The organism is Sphingomonas sp. Leaf242 (genome assembly GCF_001422045.1).
In the GTDB taxonomy this organism is placed as follows: domain Bacteria; phylum Pseudomonadota; class Alphaproteobacteria; order Sphingomonadales; family Sphingomonadaceae; genus Sphingomonas.
Window position 1 is genome coordinate 73,609 of the sequence record NZ_LMLW01000010.1, and the last position, 21,714, is coordinate 95,322.

The following is a 21,714-nucleotide window of genomic DNA, read 5'->3' on the forward strand; positions in this document are numbered from 1 at the left end:
TTGTTTTACATCTGGTGGGTCAACGCCTCGGATACTCGTCCCGGATTTACGTTGAATTTCTGTGCCACGTCACGTTGATGTAGCTTTGGATACTTGGCAACGAATGCCCTGATATCCTCCGCGAGTTCTGGCGTGAAGTGTGCGCTTCGCGCCGAGGCACGCGTGACTGGCGAATTTCGATACGTTTCGTCGGCTAGATCGTGAAGTTCTTCGATTCCGGACTCGTCCGCAATCTCGCGAAGTCGAGAACGGATCTCAGGAATCGTTCGCTTGTTGTCCGACATGTACCCATCCTCGACTCGAAGTCTTGGAGGGATGATCTCAAACTTGACCGAAAGTTGCAAATTTACGGGAACGTGCAAAAAATTCCTGTTCAGTTCGGCATCGGGCGCCTCTCGACGCTTTACTTCATCCTATCGTAACAAAGCTGTCCATCACCCGCTTGCGCCCGGACTGTTCGAAGTCGATCTCCAGCTTGTTGCCCTCGATTTCGGCGATCGCGCCGTAGCCGAACTTTTGGTGGAACACGCGCATGCCGAGCGAGAGGTCGTCGCGGCCCTTGTTGCCGAGGCTGATCGCGCTTGATCGGCTTTCGACGACGCGGGCGGGTTTGGTGGAGAAGGTGCTGCCGGTGCCCGAGGCGCGCTGCCAGCCGGGGCCTCGGCCGGTGCCGCGGGCGACGTCGGCGAACGGATCGGCGCGGTCGGACCAGTTGGCTTGCCAGAGGCTTGCGCCGCCGGACATCGTGGTTTCCGTGTCGATATGCTCAGGCGGAAGTTCGGCGACGAAGCGTGAGGGGATCGACGAGTTCCATTGGCCGTAGATGCGGCGGTTGGCGGCGTGGATGATCACCGCAAGCCGGCGCGCGCGCGTGATCGCGACATAGGCGAGGCGGCGTTCCTCCTCGAGGCTTTTCACCCCGCCTTCGTCCAGCGAGCGCTGCGATGGGAACAGGCCTTCCTCCCAGCCGACCAGGAACACGGTGTCGTATTCGAGGCCCTTGGCGGCGTGGATGGTCATGATCGTGACCTGCGGATCCTGCGCGCCGCCCTCGTTGTCCATCACGAGGCTGACGTGTTCGAGGAACGCGCCGAGCGAGTCGTATTCCTCCATCGCGCGGACGAGTTCGCTGAGGTTCTCCAGGCGGCCGGTCGCCTCGACCGATTTCTCGGCCTGATACATCGCGGTGTAGCCGCTCTCGTCGAGCAACTGCCGAGCGAGTTCAGCGTGCGGCAGGCTGGTCGCCATGTCGCGCCAGCGGGCGATGTCGCCGACCAGCCGTCCGAGCGACTTCTTCGCAGCCCCGGTCAATTCGTCGGTGTCGAGGATGCGCGCGGCGGCGGTGGTCAGCGGGGTGCCGGTGGCGCGCGCGAGCTGATGAATGCGCGCGACCGCCTTGTCGCCGAGGCCCCGCTTGGGGACGTTGACGATGCGTTCGAAGGCGAGGTCGTCGGCCGGCTGGTTGACGACGCGGAGGTATGCCAGCGCGTCGCGGATCTCCGCGCGTTCGTAGAAGCGGAAGCCGCCGACGATCTTGTACGGCATGCCGATCGCGATGAAGCGGTCCTCGAACTCGCGCGTCTGGTGCTGCGCACGGACCAGGATCGCGACCTCGTCCAAGGATTTGCCGGAACGGCGGACAATGTCGATCTCCTCGCCGACCCGGCGCGCCTCCTCGGGGCCGTCCCAGACGCCGATGACCTTGACCTTCTCGCCGACGTCGCGCTCGGTCCAGAGCTGTTTGCCGAGCCGTCCACCATTGTTGGCGATCACGCCCGACGCGGCGCCGAGGATGTGCGGCGTGCTGCGGTAATTCTGTTCGAGGCGGATGACCTTCGCGCCCGGAAAGTCGCGCTCGAACTTCAGGATGTTTTCGACCTGCGCGCCGCGCCACGAATAGATCGACTGGTCGTCGTCACCGACGCAGGCGATGTTCTTCCGCTCCTGCGCGAGCAGCCGCAGCCAGAGATATTGCGACGAGTTCGTGTCCTGATACTCGTCGACCATGATGTATTTGAAGCGCTGCTGATACTGCGCGAGCACGTCGCGGTGCGTCTTCAGGATGACGAGCATGTGGAGCAGCAGGTCGCCGAAATCGCAGGCATTGAGCGCGATCAGTCGCGCCTGATATTGCTGGTACAACTCGCCGCCGCGACCGTTGGCGTAACGCTCGCTCTCGCCCGCATCGATATCGGCAGGGACGAGGCCCTTGTTCTTCCACTGGTCGATCAGCCCGGCGAGGCTGCGCGTCGGGAAGCGCTTCTCGTCGATATCGGCCGCGAGGATGAGCTGCTTCAAGACTCGCAACTGGTCGTCGGTATCGAGGATCGTAAAGTTCGATTGCAGCCCGACCAGTTCGGCGTGGCGGCGCAGCATCTTCGCGGCGATCGCGTGGAAGGTGCCGAGCCACGGCATGCCCTCGACCGCATCGCCGACCAGACGACCGACCCGCTCGCGCATCTCGCGTGCGGCCTTGTTGGTGAAGGTGACGCTGAGGATCTCGGACGGCCATGCCTTCTTGGTGAAGATCAGGTGCGCAAGGCGTGCGGTGAGCGCCGCGGTCTTGCCGGTGCCGGCGCCGGCGATGATCAGCACGGGACCGTCGGTGGTCAGCACCGCCTCGCGCTGCGGCAGATTGAGACCGCGCAGATAGGGAGGCTCTGCTTGCGGCGCGGACGTTTGGGCGATCTGGTTCACCGGTGAACAGGTAGGGAACGGAGGCTGATCGGGCAACCTTTGAAACGTCGCCGAATCGTCGCGCGGGCGTCATGAAGCCCGCCTAGAGACGGCGCAGCGACGTGGTTCGTGGTCGGAGCAGCCGCATGCAGAAAGGCTGTCCGACGCACTGGCGCCGTCGTCCCGCAGGCAGCGCCCTGCGGACCGCAGGACCATTTGAGGACCATCATCATGAAGCTTTTCAACAGCGTCGTTTCGGCGGCGATCCTTGGCGCGTGCCTGTTCTCGGCGGGGGCATCGGCCAGCGCCGTGCGCGAGCCGGTGTCGGTGCGCGTGTCGCATCGCGGACTCGACCTGACCAGCGACGCCGGGCGGACCGCGTTCCAGCGCCGCCTGCAATCGGCGATCGCCAGCGCCTGCCAGCCGCGTACCAACGGCCTAGATGCGCTCGCCGACGCGCGCCAGTGCCGTCAGGAGATGACCGACGATGCGCGCGTCAAGTTCGCCGCGATCCTCGGCCGCAACGGGACGCAGCTCGCCAGCATCGGCGCGGGGCGGTGAGCCGTAGCGGTCGTTGAGGAGGTCGGCGCCCAACGTCCTCCCCCGTCAGGGGAGGGGCGGAGGCGACGGAGGGGGAGGGCACGGAACAGAAGTTACCCCTTCCTCCCCCTCCGTCTGGCAAGAGCCAGCCACCTCCCCCTGGCGGGGGAGGATCGGTGACGGCCTCGTCCCAAATCAGGGCGGATCGTCGCTTGATTTACATCTGTCATAAGATTGTCATCGTTAGGGCCGACTGCACATCCTCATGGCAACCTCCACATTTGCACCCGATGCGATGACGGCTGATTCGAGCACTGCGGCGTCGGCCCCGCGCACCGGCCCCAAACTCGATCATGCGATCCATCCGTCCGGCCGCTGGATTTTCCTTGCGGTGCTGATCGGCGGGCTCGCTTATGCCGGGTTCAGCATCGCGATCGATACCGCGCAGGTCGGCGAATCGCTGGCGGGCGGGGCGTTCGCGTTCCTCGCGCTCGCGTTGCTGATCGCGCTCGGGTTCGAGTTCGTGAACGGGTTTCACGATACCGCCAACGCGGTCGCCACCGTCATCTACACGCATTCGATGCCCGCGCCGCTTGCGGTGGTCTGGTCGGGGTTCTTCAATTTCCTCGGCGTGATGCTGTCGTCGGGGGCTGTGGCTTACGCCGTCATCACGTTGTTGCCCGTCGACCTGATCCTCAACGTCGGCAGCGTCGGCGGGTTCGCGATGATCTTCGCACTGCTGCTCGCGGCGATCGTCTGGAACCTCGCGACCTGGGCGGCCGGGCTGCCCAATTCTTCGAGCCATGCGCTGATCGGTTCGATTCTCGGCGTCGGCCTCGCCAACCAGATGATCAAGGGCGGCGCGGACGGCACGTCGGGCGTCGACATGGCGCAGGTTTGGAAAGTGCTGTCGGCACTCGCGTTCAGCCCGGTCGTCGGCTTCGTCGGCGCGTTGCTGATGCTGCTCGTGATGAAGCGGTTCCTGCGTGATCGCGCGCTTTACGAGGCACCCAAGAGCGATACGCCGCCGCCGCGCGGCATCCGGGCGCTGTTGATCGGCACCTGCACCGCGGTCAGCTTCGCGCATGGCAGCAACGACGGGCAGAAGGGGATGGGGCTGATCATGCTCATCCTGATCGGCTGTGCACCGACCGCCTATGCCTTGAACCGGACGATGCCCGAGAGCGCGACGCCGGCGTTCGTGCAGGCCGCGCACGACGCGTCGACCGCGTTCGTGGCGCATGCGAATGGCGCGCCCGGAGACGTCGCCGCCGCGCGGATCGACGTGACGCGCGCGCTGAAGACCAAGCAGGTCGCCGATCCGGTCGTCTATGGCGCGTTGGCGACGCTGTCGGACGACGTGTCGACACGGATCGCGGGCTATGGCTCGCTCGGCAAGGTCCCCGCCGCGGCGACGCCGAACCTGCGCAACGACATGTATCTGCTGCTCGATACGACCAAGCTGATCACCGCCGATACGGCCGCGCAGAGCCGCTTCACCGCGCAGGAGATCACGACGCTCAAAAGCTATAGCGGGCAGCTCGAGCAGGGGACGCGCTACATCCCGACCTGGGTCAAGATCTCGGTCGCGCTGGCGCTTGGGCTCGGGACGATGGTCGGATGGAAGCGGATCGTCGTCACGGTCGGCGAGAAGATCGGCAAGTCGCATCTGACCTACGGGATGGGCGCATCGGCCGAGCTGGTCGCGGCGGCGACGATCCTGCTGGCGGTCCGCTACGGCTTGCCGGTGTCGACGACGCACATCCTGTCGTCGGGCGTTGCGGGGGCCAGCGTCGCCAACGGCGCCGGGTTGCAGCGGCGTACGGTGATGAACATGGCGCTGGCCTGGGTGATGACGCTGCCGGTGGCGATGCTGCTGTCGGGGGGGCTGTACTGGCTGCTGCTGACGCTGGCGCACGCGCTGGGATATTGATCGAGGACGGCAAAACCACGATCGTTCGACTGTAGCGCACCGCCATGCCGGCACCCGTCCGGCATCAGCAGACCGATCGCCGCAGACCGACCCGCGCTAGGCGGTGACGGGGCGCCCTTCGTCGGCAAAGGCCGCGGCGACGGCGGCGGCGCTCGCCAGGACGCCATCGACGCGACGCACGCCGAGCAGATCGGCCATCAGCAGGCGGGCGATCTCGGGTGCTGTCTCTATCCGCGCCAGGATCGACAGCATCGCCGCCTCCGCAGGCGTCATCCGCGCGCAGCAGCACGGCGCGATCGCGATCGTTCCCGCGGACGTGCCCGCGAGATCCGCCATCAATGCGCGCAGCAGGACGAGCGGCCGCCGGAAGCTCTGGCCGAACGCGGTGAACAGGGTGTGCGCGGCGCGCGCGTCCGCAAGGCCATTCGCGCCCATCCGCCGCATCGCGAACAGCGCGATCCGCGCGTTTTCACAGTCGGGCAACGCGTGCGGAAGCAGGGCGGTGGCGGTTCGAACATCGGTCATTCACGCGACTCCGTGGTGGTCGCGCCAAACTCGACGGTTGGTTATTGATAGTCAATAGCAATAAGAGATCAGTCCGGCGGCTGGTCGTTCCGGACGAGCGCTTCGCCTGCAATGTACAGCGATCCTGCGATCAGCACGACTGATGGACCCTGCGTGGACAGGCGATCGAGCGCGTCCGCAATGCCCGGAGCGACGTCGCCCTGGACGTCGTACCGGGCTGCGATCTCGACCAGCGCGTGGGGGGCGTGGTGCGCGTGCCCTTCGACGGGGATGGCGATGATCCGGGCCAGCGACGGCGACAGGATGCGGAGGACGGCGTCGGCATCCTTGTTCGCCAGCATCCCCATGACGAGCGTGACGGGGCGACCTTGCGCGATCCGGCGCAACGTCCTTTCGACCGGCTTGGCGGCGTTGGGATTGTGTGCGCCATCGAGCCACAGATCGCTGCCGGCGGGGAGGCGCGCGAGGAGCGGGCCGTCAGAGAGCCGCTGCATGCGCGCCGGCCATTGCGCCCAGTCGGCGGCGGCGCGCATCGCGGCTTCGGGGATGTGCAATGCGCCTTGGTGCCGCAGCATGGCGATCGCGAGCGCGAGGTTGCGCGACTGGTGCGCGCCGACGAGGCGTGGGCGGTTGGTGACGACCGAAAAGCCGGTGTCCTCGTAGCGGACGGTCGCGCGCGCGGTCTCGCTGGTCCAGGCGGTGCCGCGGGCGACGACGGGCGCGCCGGCCGCTGCGGCGATGGCTGCGATCTTCGCGCGGAGGGCCTTGGGATAGTCCATCGTGACGAGCGGGACACCGGCCTTGGCGATCCCCGCCTTCTCGCCGGCGATCTCCAGCAACGTGTCGCCGAGGAACGACTGGTGATCGATGCCGAGCGCGGCGATGCCGGTGACGACCGGGTTCGGGATGACGTTGGTCGCGTCGAGCCTGCCGCCGAGACCGACTTCGACGATCGTCGCTGCCGCTGGCGTGCGCGCGAAAGCGAGGAAGGCGGCGGCGGTGGTGACTTCGAAGAAGCTTGCCTGGAGGTCGGCGGCTTGATCGAGGACTTCCGACAGCAAGGCGGCGAGCAGGTCGTCTTCGATCAGCTTGCCCGCGAGGCGGATGCGTTCGTTGAAGCGGACGAGGTGCGGGGAAGAATAGACGTGGACGCTGTGCCCGGCAGCCTCGATCGCGGCGCGCAGGAAGGCGCAGGTCGAGCCTTTGCCGTTGGTGCCGGCGACGTGGAACACCGGGGGGAGATCGAGGTGGGGGTCGCCGAGGCAGCTCAGGAGCGCGGTGATGCGCTCGAGGCCGAGGATGTCGGCGCCGGGCGACAGCGCGGTCAGCCGGTCGAGTTGCGCTTGCACTGCGGGGGACGAGGACGTCGCGTGGTCGGGCATTCTTCTAGGCTCCCTCTCCCCTCCGGGGAGAGGGCTGGGGTGAGGGGCTGTACCGGGGCGCAGCACTGGCTGGCTGCCCATCACCCCGACCCTCTCCCCGGGGGGGGAGAGGGAGTGCTTTACGCGGCCTCGCGCGCGCTGAGGTACCCGATGACCGTGCCGAGCTGTTCGCGCAGGTCCTTCCGGTGGACGACCATGTCGATCATCCCGTGCTCGAGATAATATTCTGACGTCTGGAAATCCTCGGGCAGCTTCTCGCGGATCGTGCTTTCGATCACGCGGCGGCCGGTGAAGGCGAGCGTCGCCTTGGGCTCGGCGATCTGGACGTCGCCGAGCATCGCATACGCCGCCATCACGCCACCCGAGGTCGGATCGGTCAGCACGACGATATACGGCAGGCCGGCATCGTGCAGCATCTGGATCGCGACCGTGCTGCGCGGCATCTGCATCAGGCTGAGGATGCCCTCCTGCATACGCGCGCCACCGCTCGCGGTGAAGATCACGTAGGGCACGCGGTCCTCGATCGCCGCCTCGACGCCACGGACGAAGGCCTCGCCGACCGCGAGGCCCATCGAGCCGCCCATGAAGCCGAAATCCTGCACGCCGACGACGACGCGGTGGCCGTCGATCGCGCCGCGGGCGTTGATCAGCGCGTCCTGTTCGCTGTTGTCGGTACGCGCGGCCTTGAGGCGATCGGTGTAGCGCTTCTGGTCGCGGAACTTGAGCGGATCCTCGGGCACTTTCGGTGCGGGGAGTTCGCTGCAGCTGCCCTCGTCGAACAGTTGCGCAAAACGGATCTTCGGCCCGATGCGGTCGTGATGATCGCATTTCGGACAGACGTAGAGGTTGTCCTCGAGCTCCTTGGTGAAGATCATCTGCCCGCAGCCCTTGCACTTGTGCCAGAGATTCTCGGGCGTCTCGCGCTTCGCGACGAACGGCAGGACGTTGCGGACGCTGTTGAGCCAGCTCATGCGGGAACCTTTCGGGCCGAAGCGACGGCGTCGGCGAGAGACTTGATATAGGCGCGGACCGGCTCGGCCGCAGCGGCACCGTGCTGCGCGACCAGTTCGACGATCGCCGAGCCGACGACGACGCCGTCGGCGACCCGCGCGACGTTCGCCGCCTGCTCGGGGGTGCGGATGCCGAAGCCGACCGCGATCGGGATGTCGGTCTGTGCTTTCAAGCGAGCGACGGCATCCTCGATCGAGGATTGCTGCGCCTGCTGGAGCCCGGTGATCCCCGCGACCGACACGTAATAGAGGAACCCGCTGGCGCCATCGAGCACGGTCGGCAGGCGGGCGGCGTCGGTGGTGGGGGTGGCGAGGCGGATCAGGTCGATCCCGACCGCACGTAACTGCGGGCCGAGCGCGTCGTCCTCTTCGGGCGGCACGTCGACGCAGATTACGCCGTCGACGCCGGCGTTGGCAGCGGCTTCGGCGAACCAGTCCGCGCCACGGCGGAGCATGGGGTTGCCGTAGCCCATCAGGACGAGCGGCACGTCCGGATGCCGCGCGCGAAACGCGGTGGCGGTCGCGAGGATATCCGCGGTGCGCGTCCCTTGCGCGAGGCTGCGGATGTTGGCGGCCTGAATCGCGGGGCCGTCGGCCATCGGATCGGTGAACGGCATGCCGAGCTCGATCGCGTCCGCGCCGCCGGCGACGAGCGCGTCCAGGATCGGGCCGGTGGCTTCGGTGGTGGGATCGCCCGCGGTGACGAACGCGACGAGCGCGGCGCGACCGGCGGCGGCGGTGCGTGCGAAGGTGGCGGCGAGGCGGCTCACTGCTCCCCTCCCGCTTGCGGGAGGGGTTGGGGGAGGGGCTGACATAGCCGCACATCCAAGGTCTGAGGAGCGAACAGGCCCTCCCCCGACCCCTCCCGCAAGCGGGAGGGGAGCAGAAGCGAAGTCATATCGCCACTCCGAGCGCTTCGGCGACGGTGAAGATGTCCTTGTCGCCGCGGCCGCACAGGTTCGCCAGGATGATCTGGTCCTGCCGCATTTCGCGGGCCTTCTTCGTCACCGTGGCGATCGCGTGGCTTGGTTCGAGCGCGGGGATGATGCCCTCGGTCCGGCACAGTAGCTGGAAGGCGTCGAGCGCTTCGGTGTCGGTCGCGCTGTCATACTGGACGCGGCCGATGTCGCGCAGCCAGGCGTGCTCGGGGCCGATGCCGGGATAGTCGAGCCCGGCCGAGATCGAATGCGCCTCGGTGATCTGGCCGTCCTCGTCCTGCAACAGATACGTCTTGTTGCCGTGGAGCACGCCAGGGAAACCACCCGCAAGGCTCGCCGCGTGCTGCTTGTCGAGACCATGACCCGCCGCCTCGACACCGAGCATCTGCACGTCGGCATCGTCGAGGAACGGATGGAACAGCCCGATCGCGTTCGAGCCGCCACCGATCGCGGCGACCAGCATGTCGGGCAGGCGACCGACCCGCTCCAGCATCTGAGCGCGTGCCTCGGTGCCGATCACGCTCTGGAAATCGCGGACCATCTCCGGATACGGATGCGGGCCGGCGGCGGTGCCGATGATGTAGAAGGTGTCGTGGACGTTGGCGACCCAGTCGCGCATGCCCTCGTTCATCGCGTCCTTCAGCGTGTGCGCGCCGCTCGTCACGGGGCGGACTTCGGCGCCGAGCAGCTTCATGCGGAACACGTTGGGCGCCTGACGCTCGACGTCCTTTGCGCCCATGTAGATCACGCAGGGCAGGCCGAACCGCGCGCAGACCGTGGCGGTGGCGACGCCGTGCTGGCCCGCGCCGGTCTCGGCGATGATCCGCGTCTTGCCCATCCGCATCGCCAGCAGGATCTGGCCGATGCAGTTGTTGATCTTGTGCGCGCCGGTGTGGTTCAGCTCGTCGCGCTTGAACCAGACTTGCGCACCCATGCCCTCGGGCGCGGATTCGCGCAGGGCTTCGGTCAGCCGTTCGGCGTAGTAGAGCGGGCTCGGGCGGCCGACATAATGCTCAAGCAGGTCGTCGAACTGCGCCTTGAAGGCGGGGTCGGCCTTGGCGGCGCGGTACGCCTCGTCGAGTTCGAGGACGAGCGGCATCAGCGTCTCGGCGACATAGCGGCCGCCGAAGTCGCCGAAATGGCCGCGCTCGTCGGGCTGGGCGCGGTAGGAGTTGGGGGCGAGGGGAGCGTTCATGCAGGGGCGTTTAGCACTTCGTAAATCGCTGTCACCCCTTCCGTTTCCGCTAAAGACCACCCCGGCGGAGGCCGGGGCCCAATTGAGAAAGGCTTTTTGGCGAGTCGGATGCTCCGTGACCTCGACCTTTCCAATTGGGCCCCGGCCTTCGCCGGGGTGGTGCTAGCGCGCGGCGACCGCCTTCAGAAACGCCGCGATCCTGGTTTCGTCCTTGGTACCGGGTTCGCTTTCGACCCCGGAGGACACGTCGACCAGTTCCGCGCCGGTGCGGCGGATCGCCTCCGCCACGTTCGTCGGATCGAGCCCGCCCGACAGCGCCCAGGGCAGCGGATGCCGGAAGCCGTCGAGTAGGTCCCAGTCGAACCGCAAGCCCATCCCGCCGGGCAGCGCCGCCGAGTCCGGCGTCTTCGCGTCGTAGAGGATGCGGTCGGCGACTCCGACGAACCCGTGCGCCGCGTCGAGATCGCCGCGCGTGCGAACTGCCACCGCAACCCAGGTCTCGATCCCGAACTTGGCGCGGATCGCGGCGGCGCGTGGCGGGGTCACCTTGTGGAGTTGCAGCACGTCCAGCGCCGCCGAACCGACGGCCTGTTCGAGCATGTCGTCCTCCGGATCGACGAACACGCCGACCTTGGCGACATGGCCCGGTACGCGTGCGGCAAGTTCGGCCGCCTTCGCAAACGTCACGTGGCGGGGCGAGGCGGGAAAGAAGACGAACCCGACATGGCTCGCCCCGTGCCGGATCGCAGCGTCGAGCGTGGCGAGCGTGGAAAGGCCGCAAATTTTCGTTTTCTTCATGCGCGTCTTGCTAGTGCGTTCGTGGAGGCCAAACCAGTGCAGTCTGATCCAGACCATTCCACCGACCTGTCCGAATATCGCCAGTTCGCGATGGGTGCAGGGCGCTGGATACCGCCGGTCGTCATCATCCATCTAGCCGCGATCAATGGATTGGTGCGGATTTATACCGGCTATTCGCTGACGTCATGGTTGCCAACCGATCGGCTGGTGCCGTGGGCATGGGTGAATGGCGGTATGTTCACGATCGCCGCGTTCGCGGTTCGGCGGGGCCGCTGGAACGTCGGCGCTGGGGCGTTGCGAGGTTGGCGGGCGCGGATGGTGGCCATCACCTGGATCGCACTCTCGGCCGTGTGGTTCTGCCTTCCCGAGATACTGACTGCTATCCGCGCGATTGCCATCCCAACTGGTAACGGCGGCGAATGGTAAAGGGGGCCAGGTACGCCCCCCTCGTCAGAGCGTCGCGCCGATCGCGCGGGCGGCGGTGTCGGGGTCTTCGGCTTGCGTGATCGGGCGACCGACCACGAGGATCGACGCGCCGGCATCGAGCGCCTGGCGCGGCGTGACGACTCGCTTCTGGTCGCCGATCTGGCCGTCGGGCAGGCGTACGCCCGGCACGACGAAGAACCCCTTCGGCCAGATTTTCTTCGCCGCTGCGACTTCGGCACCGGAGCAGACGATGCCGTCGACCCCCGCCGCGCAGGCCAGTTCGGTCAGCCGCGAGACCTGGTCGTGCGCGCTGCCGACGACGCCGGTTGCGGCGAGATCGGACGCGTCGAGGCTGGTGAGCATCGTCACCGCGATCACCTTGGTGCCGATCGGCGCCGCTGCCTTCGCATCCTCGAGCATCGCCCGGCCGCCGCTTGCATGGACCGTCAGGATCGCCGGTTCGAGCGCGCCGAGCGCCTGTACCGCCTTGGCGACGGTGTTGGGGATATCGTGCAGCTTCAGGTCGAGGAAGATCGGCAGGCCGAGTTCGGCCATCGCGTGGACGCCGGCCTGGCCATGTGCGGAGAAGAATTCGAGCCCTAGCTTGATGCCGCCGACGTGATGGCGGACGCGCGATGCGATCGCCTTGGCCTTGGCGAGATCGGGCGTATCGAGCGCGACGTAGATGCGGTTGCTCACAGGAGCGAGCCCGGCTGGGTCGTGGTCGACAGGTCGGAGGCGGGGCCAGCGGCGGTGATCGGCGCGACCGGCGTCTCGGCGTGCGCGAACGCCACCGGCTCGGGCCGCGGCGTCCGCAGTTCGACCAGCTCGCGTTCGCACGTCGCGAGGCGTTGCCGCAGCCGCCAGCGGATCGCGTGATTGTACAGCATCGTCGGCACGAACCCGATCAGGAACGTGACGAACAGCAGCAGCGGCAGGTTCACGTCGGCGATCAGCCCACCCCAAAGCTGGATCTGCACGGCATTCCAGTTCGATATCGTGAAGACTGCGGCGATGAACGCCAACAGACACCAGAACAGGATTTTCAGGAACTGCATGCGGCCACCTCTATCGCGTCCCTCCGCGCCGAAGCGCCGATGGGTGTGCCAGAGCTACCGCCAAGCGGCCGGTTTGGCCAGTCTTGTGCGGAAAAGGGGGATCTCAGCCGATTTCGGTCCTGATCTGCGCGATCAGCGGCAGGATCGCGGTGAGCCGGGGTTCCTCCTCGTCGAGGATCGCGACGAACGCCGCGCGCTTGATCGCGGCGACGCGGCCGGGCTTCATCCGCACTGTCTTCGGCAGCGTCGAGACGGTGATGTCGATCATCCGTTCCGCGCCGTGGAGGCGGCCCCAGAGATAGTCGTTCTCGCGGTAGGTCCGGCTGAAGAACGCGCCGAACGTGCCGAACTGGATCCCCTTCAACGTCGCGTCGGCACCGCCCGAGCGGATCGCGGTGGCGTCGTCGGGGGCGATGCGGTCGACCTTGATCGGATCGAACTCGTCGAGTCCTTCGCCCTGCAACAGCGGCAGCGTGGCGGTGTCGAAATACGGAAAGCCGAGATAGGCGAGCAACATCGTGCGCCGTGCGGGCTTGGCGAGTTGCGCGAACGCGGCGGCGAGGCGCTGGTCGGTCTCCGCGTCGAGCCGACCGAGGTCGAAGGTCCGGCCGAGCGTCGCCAGCACCTCGGTCGCATCGCCGCGCATCGCGCGGACCGCGTCATGCTGTCCGGCATGCATCTCGCCGCGCATCCGATCGAGATACGGCGACAGCGATTCGTAGATCGCGTCGCGCATCGGGGCGAGTTCGGGCTCGTCGGCCTGCGTCTCGACCTCTGCCAGCCGGCGTGCCATCAGCCGCAAGCGGCGGATGCGAAAGCCGATGTCGAAGGTGCGCAGGAACGCGATCGACGCGGGGCTGGCACCGCCGGGATAGTTCGAGCCGAGCTGATCGGCGCCGGTCGCGACGACGCTCGCCACGATCGCCGACCTGATCTGGGCAAGGCGGCGTGGACGATGATGACGGCCCGCGTGAAACAGCAGGCTGGCCATCGTCTCGATCACCGCGCTGCGTTTGACGTGCCCGTAGGCGACGAAGCCGTACCCTGCCTTCGACGCGGCCGCCTTTTGCGCGCGCCGTCGCCAAGTGATCAGCCGGGGAGCGGTCGGGCGGTCGAGAAACAGCGTGTGGCCGAACAGCGATTCGACATCGGCCTCGACATCGGGGCGGATCGCGGTGACGATCCCGCGCATCCGATCGATCCGCGCGGAACGCTCGGCGATCGCCTCCAGATTGTCGCGGATCGGCTGCTGGCGCGGGATGTCGCTGATCGCGGCGATGATCGTCTGGAAGAAACCGGGCGTGCCCTCGCCGCGATTGAGCCGCAGCTTGATGCCCGGCGAGGGGTCGATGTAGATGAAGCGACGGTCGATCTGGCGCCGTGCCGGCCGTTCCTTGAGCGCATCGAGCGCGGGCCGGAACGGCGCGTTGGCGAGCACCGATCCATCGATCAGCACCGCGGTCTCCGCCGCTTTCGCCGCAGCATGACGTGGCAGAACGCGCTTGAGGAAGGCGCCACGCCCGGGCCATGCGATCTGGCGGGTCTGAAGCACGGTGTCGAGTTCCGCGACGGTGAACGGCGGGAACGCGCCGGGAAAACTCGACGTCGCGCGGGCCGCGAACGCGAGTTCCGCACGCGGTGCGAGCGTATCGGTCGCGCCGCCATTGTCGGTGAAGTCGACCACCAGCCGATGCTCGGTTTCGACCACCTCGGCCGGCGAGTTGAGCTGCAAGCGCTCGGGATGGCCCGAGAAATCGGTGACGGTCACGAACAGGTCGAGCGGCTGTCCGGGCGGCAACAGGCGGGGGCCGCGCGTGCTTGCCGCCATCGCGTCGAACGCGTCGAGCAGCAAATTGGTGAAGGTCTTCCCCCCGAACGGCGGCTCGAACCAGCGCGAGCGGATGAAGTGCGACAGCTTGGCCCGCACCTCCTCGCGCGTCGGCTCGTCGAGCTCCTCGACCTTGTCGGTGCTGCGCCCCGCCGCCATCCAGGCGAGCGGCATCGCCCAGACCTTCGACAGCCGCGATTTCGGCGCCGCTTCGGTATCGATCAGCGCCTCGACATCGGCCGAGGTCATCCAGAGGTCGGTCAGCGGATCGAGGCTCTGGCCGGTGGCGATCGCCTGCGCGAGGAAGATGCCGTTGATCCCGCCCGCACTCGCGCCAGCGATGATGTCGGCGAGCACGCGCACGCGGATTGACGCGTGTTCTTCGATCTCCTGGAGCAGCGCGTGATAGACGCCCTGGCTGCCCCCGACCGGGGTCTCGCCGTCGTGGAACGCGCGGCTGGCGCAGACGAGGCGCCAGATCTCCTTGGTGATGCCGTGCATGTAGACCGCCAGGCTGATCCCGCCGTAGCAGACGAGCGCCAGTCGCAGTTCCTTCTCGCGCATCCTAGATCCCGTCCCGCATCGTCGTTCGCATCGCGCTTATGTCGGCTGCAGAATAGCCCAGATCGGCAGATGATCCGATGCCTTGCGCGCCGCCGGGCTTGCATGCACGCCGGAGTCGGCGACTTTCAAGTCACGCGAGACCATGATCCGGTCGAGCCGTGCGATCGCCCGCCTGGAATGGAAACTCGCGCCGGTCTCGGCAAACGCATAGTCGCGCCCGAAATCGCGCAGGCACCCGGCGCCTGCACTCCATTCGTTGAGATCGCCCATCATCACGGTCGGGTGGCGGTGCGCGCAGGCGTCGACATGATTCATGATCGCGGCGGCCTGCTTGCGGCGCCAGAGCCCCGACAGGTCGAGGTGCATGCCCAGCACGCGCAGCGTCGCGCCCGCGAGTTCGATGTCCGCCATAACGGCGCCGCGAGGCTCGAGTGCGGGCAGATGCAGTGGCTCGCTCGCGACGATGCGCGCCGATTTGCGGACGAGGATGACATTGCCGTGCCAGCCCATGCTGAGCGCACGCAGGCCGAAATCGACCGGTTTCCAGTCACTATGTTCGTCGAGAAGATGGTGCGGGAGGACGCAGGCCTTGGCGCCGAAGCGTCGATCCGCCTCCTGCAGCGCGATCACGTCGGCATCGATTTCGCGCAATACCTCGACCACGCGCTCGGGATTGCGCCGACGGTCGAGCCCGATGCCCTTGTGAATATTGTAGCTGGCGACCTTGATCATGCGTGGGGGCTTAACGCGGCGTCCGGGAATTGGGTTGCGGCGTCATGCCTGCGAAACGACAAAGCGATCGAGCGCCGACGCGGGATCGACCCGCGTCGGCGTGCGCGTTCAGCCCTGCGCGACGTCGCTCGCGTCGAACTCGGCGAACGCGGCCTTGACCTTGGCGGCCTTGGCCTCGTCCGCGATGTCGACCGAGATGACGATCTTGTCCTCCAGCGCCGCGTCGTCGCGCGATGCGGGCGAGGGGTCCTGGCCTTCGGTGTCCGCGCCCGCCGTCTCGCTGCCGGCACTGTTGGCGGGGCCGTCGGTGGTGATGAAGATGTCGGTCCGCTCGATATGCTGCTCCTGGACGAGACGCTCGACGGTCATCTCGGCTTCGCGGCGGGTGTCGAACTTGGCTTTGAGGGTCGTGGGCATGGGAACTCCTTGGGTTAAGCGGGAAGGGGGGTGGGGTGATTCGAACGGTCGGCGCTCGTCGCGGCGACGAAGTGATCGAGGAAGTTGGTCAGCTCGATCCGCCGACTTGCTTCCTGCGCGAACTCATTGTCGACGCCGAGCGCCCACAGGATCGATCGGCGACCGGGGTCGTCGTGCAACGCGTCCAGCTCCGCGGCGCGGCGTTCGACGTCCTCGGGCGTATCGGCGAGACCCGCCTCGATCAGGTCTTCGGACTGTCGGCGCAGCGCCACCGCGATCTCGCCGGGCGCCAGTTCGGGGTGGTATTGCACGCCCCAGAAGATTCCGCCGTCGTGGCGGATTTCCGCCGCCTGGATAGTCGTGACGGCGTTGCTCGCGAGCAGCGTGGCATCGTCGGGGAGGTGCTCGACCTCGTCGCCGTGGATCGCGGGCGCGTCCCAGCTTGGTGCCCGGCCCGCGAGCAACGGATGGCTGCGCCCCGCATCGGTCGGCGTGATCCGACGCGCGAGCCCGGCCTCGAGCTTGCCGGGCATCTTCCGCACCGTGCCGCCTGCTGCCGCCACCGCGAGTTGCAGGCCGGCGCACGATCCGAACGACGGCGTGCGCGATGCGAACACGTTGCGCATGAAGCTCAGCTGGCGACGGACTTCGGGGGTGTCGTCGTAGACGTGAAGCGGTGAACCGGTGACGAACACCGCATCGAACGCCGCGATTTCGGTCGCGTCGTAGACCTCCGCGTCGTCGTCGGCGGGGGCGACGATCGTGATCCTGGCATCGGGACGAAGCTGTTCGAGCGTGGCGGCGTAGCTTTCGCCTGAACTCTTGCCGGTATGCCGGCGGCGCGCATCACGCTCGTCGGCGGTTTCGCTCTCGGCGACGAGAAAATGCGGCACGCTGCGTCCTTCGTCCTATCGATCAGACATCCCCCAACGCATGGCCCGGCGTTTCGTCCTTGCGCCCGCGAACAATTATCGCGCTACTTCCGCGGTGTGGCAGGTTTGGGCGACAGCCAGCCGCTGTCGGCGAGCCAGTCGTTCAGCCGGTCGGGCCAGTGCAGGATCGAGATGCGGTCGGACTCGTCGAGATTGAATGCGTGATCGCTGTCCGCATACATGTGCAGCTCGGCCGAGACGCCCGCCTTGCGCAACTGTTCGTACAGCGCGACCGGCGGTGCGGCACAACAGGCGTCGCGGCTGCCGGCGATCAGGAAGGCGGGTGGCGCGGTCGCAATCGCGGTCGCCGGAATGCCGCGCGGTCCGGGGAATACCAGGACCTGAAAATCGGGACGCGCGAACTGGCGGTCGATCGCGTCGACCACGGGCCGGGCAGGTGGCTCTGGATTGTCAGCGATCAGCGACACGAGTTCGCCCCCCGCCGAAAAGCCCATCGCGCCGACGCGGTGCGGATCGATTCCGTAGTCGGCGGCGTGCGCGCGGACCCAGCGGACGGCTCGCCGCGCATCGTCGGCGGCGTCGCCCTCGACCGAATAGTGCGAGCCCGGTTCGTTCGCCAATCGGTACTTCAGGACGAACGCGGTGACGCCCATGCGGTTGAGCGCGGTGGCGACTTTCGTTCCCTCGTTGGTCCAGACGAGCAGCTTGTGACCGCCGCCGGGAATGACGACGATCGCCGCGCCGTTGCGATGCGCAGGCGCGGCGGGGAAGGCGATCAGCGACGGATCGTGGATGTTGCGGACCCAGTAATCGCGGCCGATCTCGGCTTCCTTGCGGCGTCCCGTCGAACCGGGCGCGCCGTTCGGCCAGAGCGGGATCGACGTGTAGGTCGGGGCCGGTACCGGCGCGGGGTCCTGTGCCGCCGCCGGTACCGCGATGACCAGCGCCGCGATCGCCCAGAGGGCGCGCATCACTTGGCTTCCGCCGCGGCCGCCATCGCCGCGCGCGCCGCGAGGATATAGGCCGACGTCGTGCTGACGGTGTATTCGTTCTCAAACCACAGGAACGGCCAGTCGGTCTTCAACTCGGGAAAGTCGGGTTTGACGATCAGCACGCCCGGCACCATCCCGCCCGGGATGAAGCTGTAGTCGGCGCGGTTGTGACCATAGCCGATCAGTTTCGAGTCGGTGCCGACGGTCGACACCAGTGAGAGGTTGTTGGCGGGGTGTCGCCCGAGCACATAGTCTAGCGCATCGAGCGTATAGCCCGTGCCGATCAGCTCGGGGAACGCCTTGTGCATCAGGTACATCGACGTGCCGAAGCTGACGACCTGGTTCGATCCGGCCCAGGAGCCGTCGCTGATCGGCACCCCGAACGGATTGCGCGCCTTGTCGCCGTCGGCCTTCGTCTTGAACTGCTGGACCAGCGGCACGAGCTGCGCGCGATAGTCCGCATCCATGAACGGGATCGCGCGGACCGCGACGCCGCCGATCCAGCCGAAATTCTGGCGGATCACGGGCAGCAACTGGCGGAGACGATCGGCATAGGCCGTGTCGCCTTTGCTGGTGATCAGCAGTTCGATCGTCGCCGCGACGTTCGCCGCGTCGGCCGAGCGCGGCGAGGAGGAATCGTCGCGCCCGTCGCCCGACTTGACGATGCCGCGCTGCTGTTTCGCCCACATCGCCGTCGATGCGGTCAACGCGTCCTTCGCCATCGCCGGATCGCTCGACGTCAGTGCGCGCGACGAGGCGGCGAGCGCAGCGGCGACGAGCAAATTGTTGGCGGGCAGGTCGGTGGTGAACGCCCAGCGATCATCGGGAGCGCCCGACGTGCCGCCCTTGCGCTCGGCCGGCTTCAGCGCGGCGTCGTAGAGCAGGCCATCGGTCTGCGATCCCGCTTCGCCGAGATGCGCGTATTGGCGCAGCGCCGGGTCGACGATGCCGACGATCGCGTGCCCGAACACCTTGTACTGCGCGAGCAGCTGGAGCGTGCCGTGGCGGATCTGCTGGACCGCATCCTCGACGCCGTCGGGCTTGCGGATCTCGACCGCTCGCGCGGCCTCGTCGACGCTGGTCTCGTCCCAGTCGAGCCCGAACAACTCGCGCGCCCAGACGAGATCGCGCACCACCGAGGCGTTCTCGGGAGTCTGGATGTCGTAATCGCCGGCATCCTGGAAACCGCCGACCGCGAGGCCGGGGATATGCTCGCCCGCCTTGAACGGCGAGTCGAGGTTCGCGCCCATCTTGTAGCCGTCGAAATGCGTGATGTCCGGCGGCGCCTGGCGCGCATCGTCGAGATGCGACGGCGCCGACCACACGCGGTACTGCTCCCTGATCCCGACATGATCCATCTGTTCGGCGATGAAGGTGTCGAGCGAGGTCTGCCAGATCCGGTCATACGCGTCGGCGGCGATCCGGAACGGGTTGGTCGTCTTGCCCGCGTAAGAGATCGCGTAGATGCCGGGTTCGCGCACCGTCGAGAAATCGAACGCCGCGTAATCGTAGCGTGTCCAACGACCGCGCGATTGCGTCCCGGCGCGCAGCACGGTCTGCTGGCCGCCATCGGCGGTAAGCCTGACGAGCGCGGCGTCGGCGGGCGCCTTGAACTTGGGATCGAGCTCGATCAGCGCGATCTTGGGCCGGTTCGGCGTATAGCCCGCCTGGTTGAACGACACGACCGGCTCGCGCACCCAGTTCTTCACGACGTTGGGCCGGACATGCCAGACGACCGCATTATCCTTCGCACCCGCGGCGATCATCGAGCGGACGACGAACCAGCCGTTCTGCGCACGATTGCGCGCGTCGTATAGCGACAGCGGCCCCTGATCCGAGGTGATCGTCACGCGGGTCAGCGGATCCTCGGGCGACAGCGTGACCGACGTGCCACCGCTCGCCATCGGCAGCGGATCGCCGGAGCCGTCCTTCGCCATCGGTCCGGTCGGATGGCGCGGAAACAGGCCCGGCGCGGCATCCATCAGATAGGTCTTGCCGAAATAGGCGGTCGGCAGGAAATCGAGGTTGAAGCCCGCCTTGCCCGCGAGGCTGGCGGGCAAAGGCTGGTCGAGATCGACCGCGATCCGGAAGCCGTCGCCTTCCGTGGTCACCTTCACCGCATAAGCGAGGTTCACGTCCTTGTAGGTCGAGCGGACGACGATCTGGTTGGGTTCGCTGCCCGTGGTACGGCTGACGAACGCGGGCACGCGCGCCCATTGCTCGGGGGTGGGATCGAGCCGGACGGCGCCGTCGGTCGCGAGGCGATTGCCGTGCAGGACGATCTGGATCCCGGCGTTCTTCTCGTCGAAGAAGATCGGGCTGAACTGGTTCTGGTCGATAATCACCGACAGCCCCTGCGTTTCCAGCGTCCCGGCAGGCGTCGCGGTAAGCGATTGGGCGGAGGCCGTTCCGGCGCCCCCAAATAATGCTGGAACGACGCACGCACCGACGGATGCGAGCAAAGCGATAAATGCCGATCTTGGCACAGGCCTCTCCCTGATGATGTCTGCAGTTTCGTCCGGCGGCGGCGCTTCTATCGAGCGCTCGCGGGGCCGCCGGGTAGTCAAGGTCTTGGTGGGATTACTTCGCGGGCTTGAGCAGGTCGTGCATCGCCATCCAGCGGGTGAACTCGTCGAACCAGCCGGTGCTGGTGGTGGTCTTGGGGTACATGCCGAAGCCGTGACCGCCCTGTTCGAACAGGTGGAATTCGACCGGACGCTTGGCCGCGTGCCAGCTCTCGATCAGCCCGAACCCGCTATTGCCGAAGAACGGATCGTCCGCGGCGAGCGCGACGAACAGCGGCGGGGCGCCGGCGGGGACGGTCATCGCCGCGAGCGGCCCGTAGATGTTGCCGATGAACGCGGGCTTCGCATCGCCGCCCGCTACGGTCGTCGCCATCGTCAGCATCGCGCCGGCGGAGAACCCGACCATGCCGATGCGAGTCGGATCGACATGCCATTCGGCGGAGCGTTTGCGGACGAGCGCGAAGGCGGCGCGCGCATCCGCGATCTGCGGTGCGAGTCCCGCCATCATCGCATCGGGCTTCGGGCGGGGCGCACGCGCGATCGACGAGAACATCGCGGTCATCGATTTCTCGAACGCGGGCATCGCCTCGGGCGTCGGGTTGAGGCGATATTTGAGCACGAACGCTGCGACACCCTTGGCGGCCAGCGCGCGCGCGACGTCATAGCCTTCGTTTTCCATCGACAGCGTCTTGAAGCCGCCGCCCGGCGCGACGATCACCGCGGTGCCGGTCGCCTTGGACGGATCGGGCAGGAACGGGGTCAGCGTGGCGATCGTGACGTTGCGCGCGAACACGCTGCCATATTGGCTGTGCCAGGCTTCGGGGGCGGTCGCGCCGGGCAGCTTGCCGGTGCCGAGAACGATCGCATCGGTCTGCGCGGGGATCGCGATCGGGGTCATCTGGTCGGACTGCGCCTGGACCGGAGTCGCCAGGATCATCGCTGCGGCGAAACCGAGTCGCGCCAGCCCGAATCCCGAACGGCGACGGCGCACGCCCCCACTCGCCGCGTTGTTGCTCATCACGTGTACCATGATCGCTCTCCCCTGTTTTATCGTTATTGGTCGTCACGATAAAGAGAGCGCTACCATTGCGCAATTTATACTTTCGATCCCGCGCGTTGCCGTCGGACATACTGAGTTATCGAGAAGCGCCGGTGATGCCCGCCAAAGACTCCTGCGTGTATTCAATGCCATCATGGCCATGCACGGCCCCGTCGAACGAGCTATTCTTGGGTGCAGCATGGCGCTGTATTTCAATCTCGACGGGAACGGTCTGGACTAGCG

General features: G+C 67.1%; 21 protein-coding genes. 4 read left to right on the forward strand and 17 right to left on the reverse strand.

The annotated features are described in order from the left end of the window. Positions 1-5 precede the first annotated feature (5 nt). Entirely contained in the window at positions 6-284 is a 279-nt protein-coding gene (locus ASF09_RS20430; RefSeq protein ID WP_147453157.1) for a hypothetical protein, read from the reverse strand. A 124-nt stretch (positions 285-408) separates the two neighbouring features. Next, entirely contained in the window at positions 409-2,688 is a 2,280-nt protein-coding gene (locus tag ASF09_RS14510) for an ATP-dependent helicase (protein ID WP_060527081.1), read from the reverse strand. 219 nt (positions 2,689-2,907) lie between these two features. Between ASF09_RS14510 and ASF09_RS14515 the strand changes: the two genes are divergently transcribed. Together ASF09_RS14515 and ASF09_RS14520 are read left to right on the forward strand one after the other, a co-directional pair. Continuing rightward, positions 2,908-3,237 carry a UrcA family protein gene (locus ASF09_RS14515; RefSeq protein WP_060526875.1) on the forward strand — a complete coding sequence of 110 codons (330 nt, stop codon included), beginning with the start codon at positions 2,908-2,910 and terminating at the stop codon, positions 3,235-3,237. Positions 3,238-3,511: 274 nt separating this feature from the next. Further along, a complete protein-coding gene (locus tag ASF09_RS14520; protein ID WP_060527082.1) occupies positions 3,512-5,149 on the forward strand; it encodes an inorganic phosphate transporter in 1,638 nt (545 codons plus the stop codon). A 96-nt stretch (positions 5,150-5,245) separates the two neighbouring features. On the opposite strand, the gene ASF09_RS14525 is transcribed toward ASF09_RS14520, so the two are convergent. The 6 genes from ASF09_RS14525 to ASF09_RS14550 all read right to left on the reverse strand — a co-directional run bounded on the left by ASF09_RS14525 (position 5,246) and on the right by ASF09_RS14550 (position 10,997). Continuing rightward, complete coding sequence (locus tag ASF09_RS14525; RefSeq protein WP_060526876.1) at positions 5,246-5,674, reverse strand: DUF6628 family protein; 429 nt, start codon at positions 5,672-5,674, stop codon at positions 5,246-5,248. A gap of 68 nt (positions 5,675-5,742) precedes the next feature. Next, a complete protein-coding gene (locus ASF09_RS14530; RefSeq protein ID WP_060526877.1) occupies positions 5,743-7,056 on the reverse strand; it encodes a bifunctional folylpolyglutamate synthase/dihydrofolate synthase in 1,314 nt (437 codons plus the stop codon). A 119-nt stretch (positions 7,057-7,175) separates the two neighbouring features. Then, complete coding sequence (gene accD, locus ASF09_RS14535; RefSeq protein WP_056051006.1) at positions 7,176-8,027, reverse strand: acetyl-CoA carboxylase, carboxyltransferase subunit beta; 852 nt, start codon at positions 8,025-8,027, stop codon at positions 7,176-7,178. Next, positions 8,024-8,836, reverse strand: a complete 813-nt coding sequence (trpA, locus tag ASF09_RS14540; protein WP_060526878.1) for a tryptophan synthase subunit alpha — start codon at positions 8,834-8,836, stop codon at positions 8,024-8,026. Before trpA ends, accD begins: the two co-directional genes overlap by 4 nt. A gap of 124 nt (positions 8,837-8,960) precedes the next feature. Beyond that, positions 8,961-10,199 (reverse strand): tryptophan synthase subunit beta, encoded by a 1,239-nt coding sequence (trpB, locus tag ASF09_RS14545; protein WP_060526879.1) that lies wholly within the window; start codon positions 10,197-10,199, stop codon positions 8,961-8,963. Between the two features lie 162 nt (positions 10,200-10,361). Beyond that, positions 10,362-10,997, reverse strand: coding sequence for a phosphoribosylanthranilate isomerase (locus tag ASF09_RS14550; RefSeq protein ID WP_060526880.1), 636 nt, complete (start codon positions 10,995-10,997; stop codon positions 10,362-10,364). A gap of 36 nt (positions 10,998-11,033) precedes the next feature. Between ASF09_RS14550 and ASF09_RS14555 the strand changes: the two genes are divergently transcribed. Then, entirely contained in the window at positions 11,034-11,423 is a 390-nt protein-coding gene (locus ASF09_RS14555) for a hypothetical protein (protein ID WP_060526881.1), read from the forward strand. Positions 11,424-11,447: 24 nt separating this feature from the next. Here ASF09_RS14555 and pyrF read toward each other — a convergent pair whose 3' ends face one another. The 9 genes from pyrF to ASF09_RS14600 form a co-directional block, all read right to left on the reverse strand. Continuing rightward, positions 11,448-12,122 (reverse strand): orotidine-5'-phosphate decarboxylase, encoded by a 675-nt coding sequence (gene pyrF / locus ASF09_RS14560; protein WP_060526882.1) that lies wholly within the window; start codon positions 12,120-12,122, stop codon positions 11,448-11,450. Continuing rightward, a complete protein-coding gene (locus tag ASF09_RS14565) occupies positions 12,119-12,481 on the reverse strand; it encodes a LapA family protein (RefSeq protein ID WP_082444316.1) in 363 nt (120 codons plus the stop codon). Before ASF09_RS14565 ends, pyrF begins: the two co-directional genes overlap by 4 nt. A gap of 103 nt (positions 12,482-12,584) precedes the next feature. After that, positions 12,585-14,873: a patatin-like protein gene (locus ASF09_RS14570; protein ID WP_060526883.1), complete on the reverse strand. Its 2,289-nt coding sequence runs from the start codon at positions 14,871-14,873 to the stop codon at positions 12,585-12,587. 36 nt (positions 14,874-14,909) lie between these two features. After that, complete coding sequence (locus ASF09_RS14575; protein ID WP_060526884.1) at positions 14,910-15,605, reverse strand: endonuclease/exonuclease/phosphatase family protein; 696 nt, start codon at positions 15,603-15,605, stop codon at positions 14,910-14,912. A gap of 108 nt (positions 15,606-15,713) precedes the next feature. Then, positions 15,714-16,022 carry a hypothetical protein gene (locus ASF09_RS14580; protein WP_060526885.1) on the reverse strand — a complete coding sequence of 103 codons (309 nt, stop codon included), beginning with the start codon at positions 16,020-16,022 and terminating at the stop codon, positions 15,714-15,716. A gap of 14 nt (positions 16,023-16,036) precedes the next feature. Continuing rightward, positions 16,037-16,915, reverse strand: a complete 879-nt coding sequence (locus tag ASF09_RS14585) for a type 1 glutamine amidotransferase (RefSeq protein WP_060526886.1) — start codon at positions 16,913-16,915, stop codon at positions 16,037-16,039. An 83-nt stretch (positions 16,916-16,998) separates the two neighbouring features. Further along, positions 16,999-17,886 carry an alpha/beta hydrolase gene (locus tag ASF09_RS14590; RefSeq protein ID WP_060526887.1) on the reverse strand — a complete coding sequence of 296 codons (888 nt, stop codon included), beginning with the start codon at positions 17,884-17,886 and terminating at the stop codon, positions 16,999-17,001. Then, the gene (locus ASF09_RS14595) at positions 17,886-20,393 is read right to left on the reverse strand and encodes a glycoside hydrolase family 9 protein (protein ID WP_235529839.1); all 2,508 of its coding nucleotides are present in this window, start codon (positions 20,391-20,393) and stop codon (positions 17,886-17,888) included. Before ASF09_RS14595 ends, ASF09_RS14590 begins: the two co-directional genes overlap by 1 nt. Positions 20,394-20,487: 94 nt before the next feature. Continuing rightward, positions 20,488-21,462, reverse strand: coding sequence for an alpha/beta hydrolase (locus ASF09_RS14600; protein WP_060526889.1), 975 nt, complete (start codon positions 21,460-21,462; stop codon positions 20,488-20,490). Between ASF09_RS14600 and ASF09_RS14605 the strand changes: the two genes are divergently transcribed. Further along, positions 21,461-21,712, forward strand: a complete 252-nt coding sequence (locus ASF09_RS14605) for a hypothetical protein (RefSeq protein ID WP_060526890.1) — start codon at positions 21,461-21,463, stop codon at positions 21,710-21,712. The genes ASF09_RS14600 and ASF09_RS14605 overlap by 2 nt on opposite strands. The last annotated feature ends 2 nt before the right edge of the window (positions 21,713-21,714 follow it).

Bases quoted from the DNA above. Each gene is read 5' to 3' on its own strand.
- ASF09_RS20430 (WP_147453157.1), bottom strand. From the start codon at position 284: ATGTCGGACAACAAGCGAACGATTCCTGAGATCCGTTCTCGACTTCGC.
- ASF09_RS14515 (WP_060526875.1), top strand. From the start codon at position 2,908: ATGAAGCTTTTCAACAGCGTCGTTTCGGCGGCGATCCTTGGCGCGTGC.
- ASF09_RS14520 (WP_060527082.1), top strand. From the start codon at position 3,512: ATGACGGCTGATTCGAGCACTGCGGCGTCGGCCCCGCGCACCGGCCCC.
- ASF09_RS14525 (WP_060526876.1), bottom strand. From the start codon at position 5,674: ATGACCGATGTTCGAACCGCCACCGCCCTGCTTCCGCACGCGTTGCCC.
- ASF09_RS14530 (WP_060526877.1), bottom strand. From the start codon at position 7,056: ATGCCCGACCACGCGACGTCCTCGTCCCCCGCAGTGCAAGCGCAACTC.
- accD (WP_056051006.1), bottom strand. From the start codon at position 8,027: ATGAGCTGGCTCAACAGCGTCCGCAACGTCCTGCCGTTCGTCGCGAAG.
- trpB (WP_060526879.1), bottom strand. From the start codon at position 10,199: ATGAACGCTCCCCTCGCCCCCAACTCCTACCGCGCCCAGCCCGACGAG.
- ASF09_RS14550 (WP_060526880.1), bottom strand. From the start codon at position 10,997: ATGAAGAAAACGAAAATTTGCGGCCTTTCCACGCTCGCCACGCTCGAC.
- ASF09_RS14565 (WP_082444316.1), bottom strand. From the start codon at position 12,481: ATGCAGTTCCTGAAAATCCTGTTCTGGTGTCTGTTGGCGTTCATCGCC.
- ASF09_RS14570 (WP_060526883.1), bottom strand. From the start codon at position 14,873: ATGCGCGAGAAGGAACTGCGACTGGCGCTCGTCTGCTACGGCGGGATC.
- ASF09_RS14575 (WP_060526884.1), bottom strand. From the start codon at position 15,605: ATGATCAAGGTCGCCAGCTACAATATTCACAAGGGCATCGGGCTCGAC.
- ASF09_RS14580 (WP_060526885.1), bottom strand. From the start codon at position 16,022: ATGCCCACGACCCTCAAAGCCAAGTTCGACACCCGCCGCGAAGCCGAG.
- ASF09_RS14590 (WP_060526887.1), bottom strand. From the start codon at position 17,886: ATGCGCGCCCTCTGGGCGATCGCGGCGCTGGTCATCGCGGTACCGGCG.
- ASF09_RS14605 (WP_060526890.1), top strand. From the start codon at position 21,461: ATGATCGCTCTCCCCTGTTTTATCGTTATTGGTCGTCACGATAAAGAG.
- ASF09_RS14600 (WP_060526889.1), bottom strand. From the start codon at position 21,462: ATGGTACACGTGATGAGCAACAACGCGGCGAGTGGGGGCGTGCGCCGT.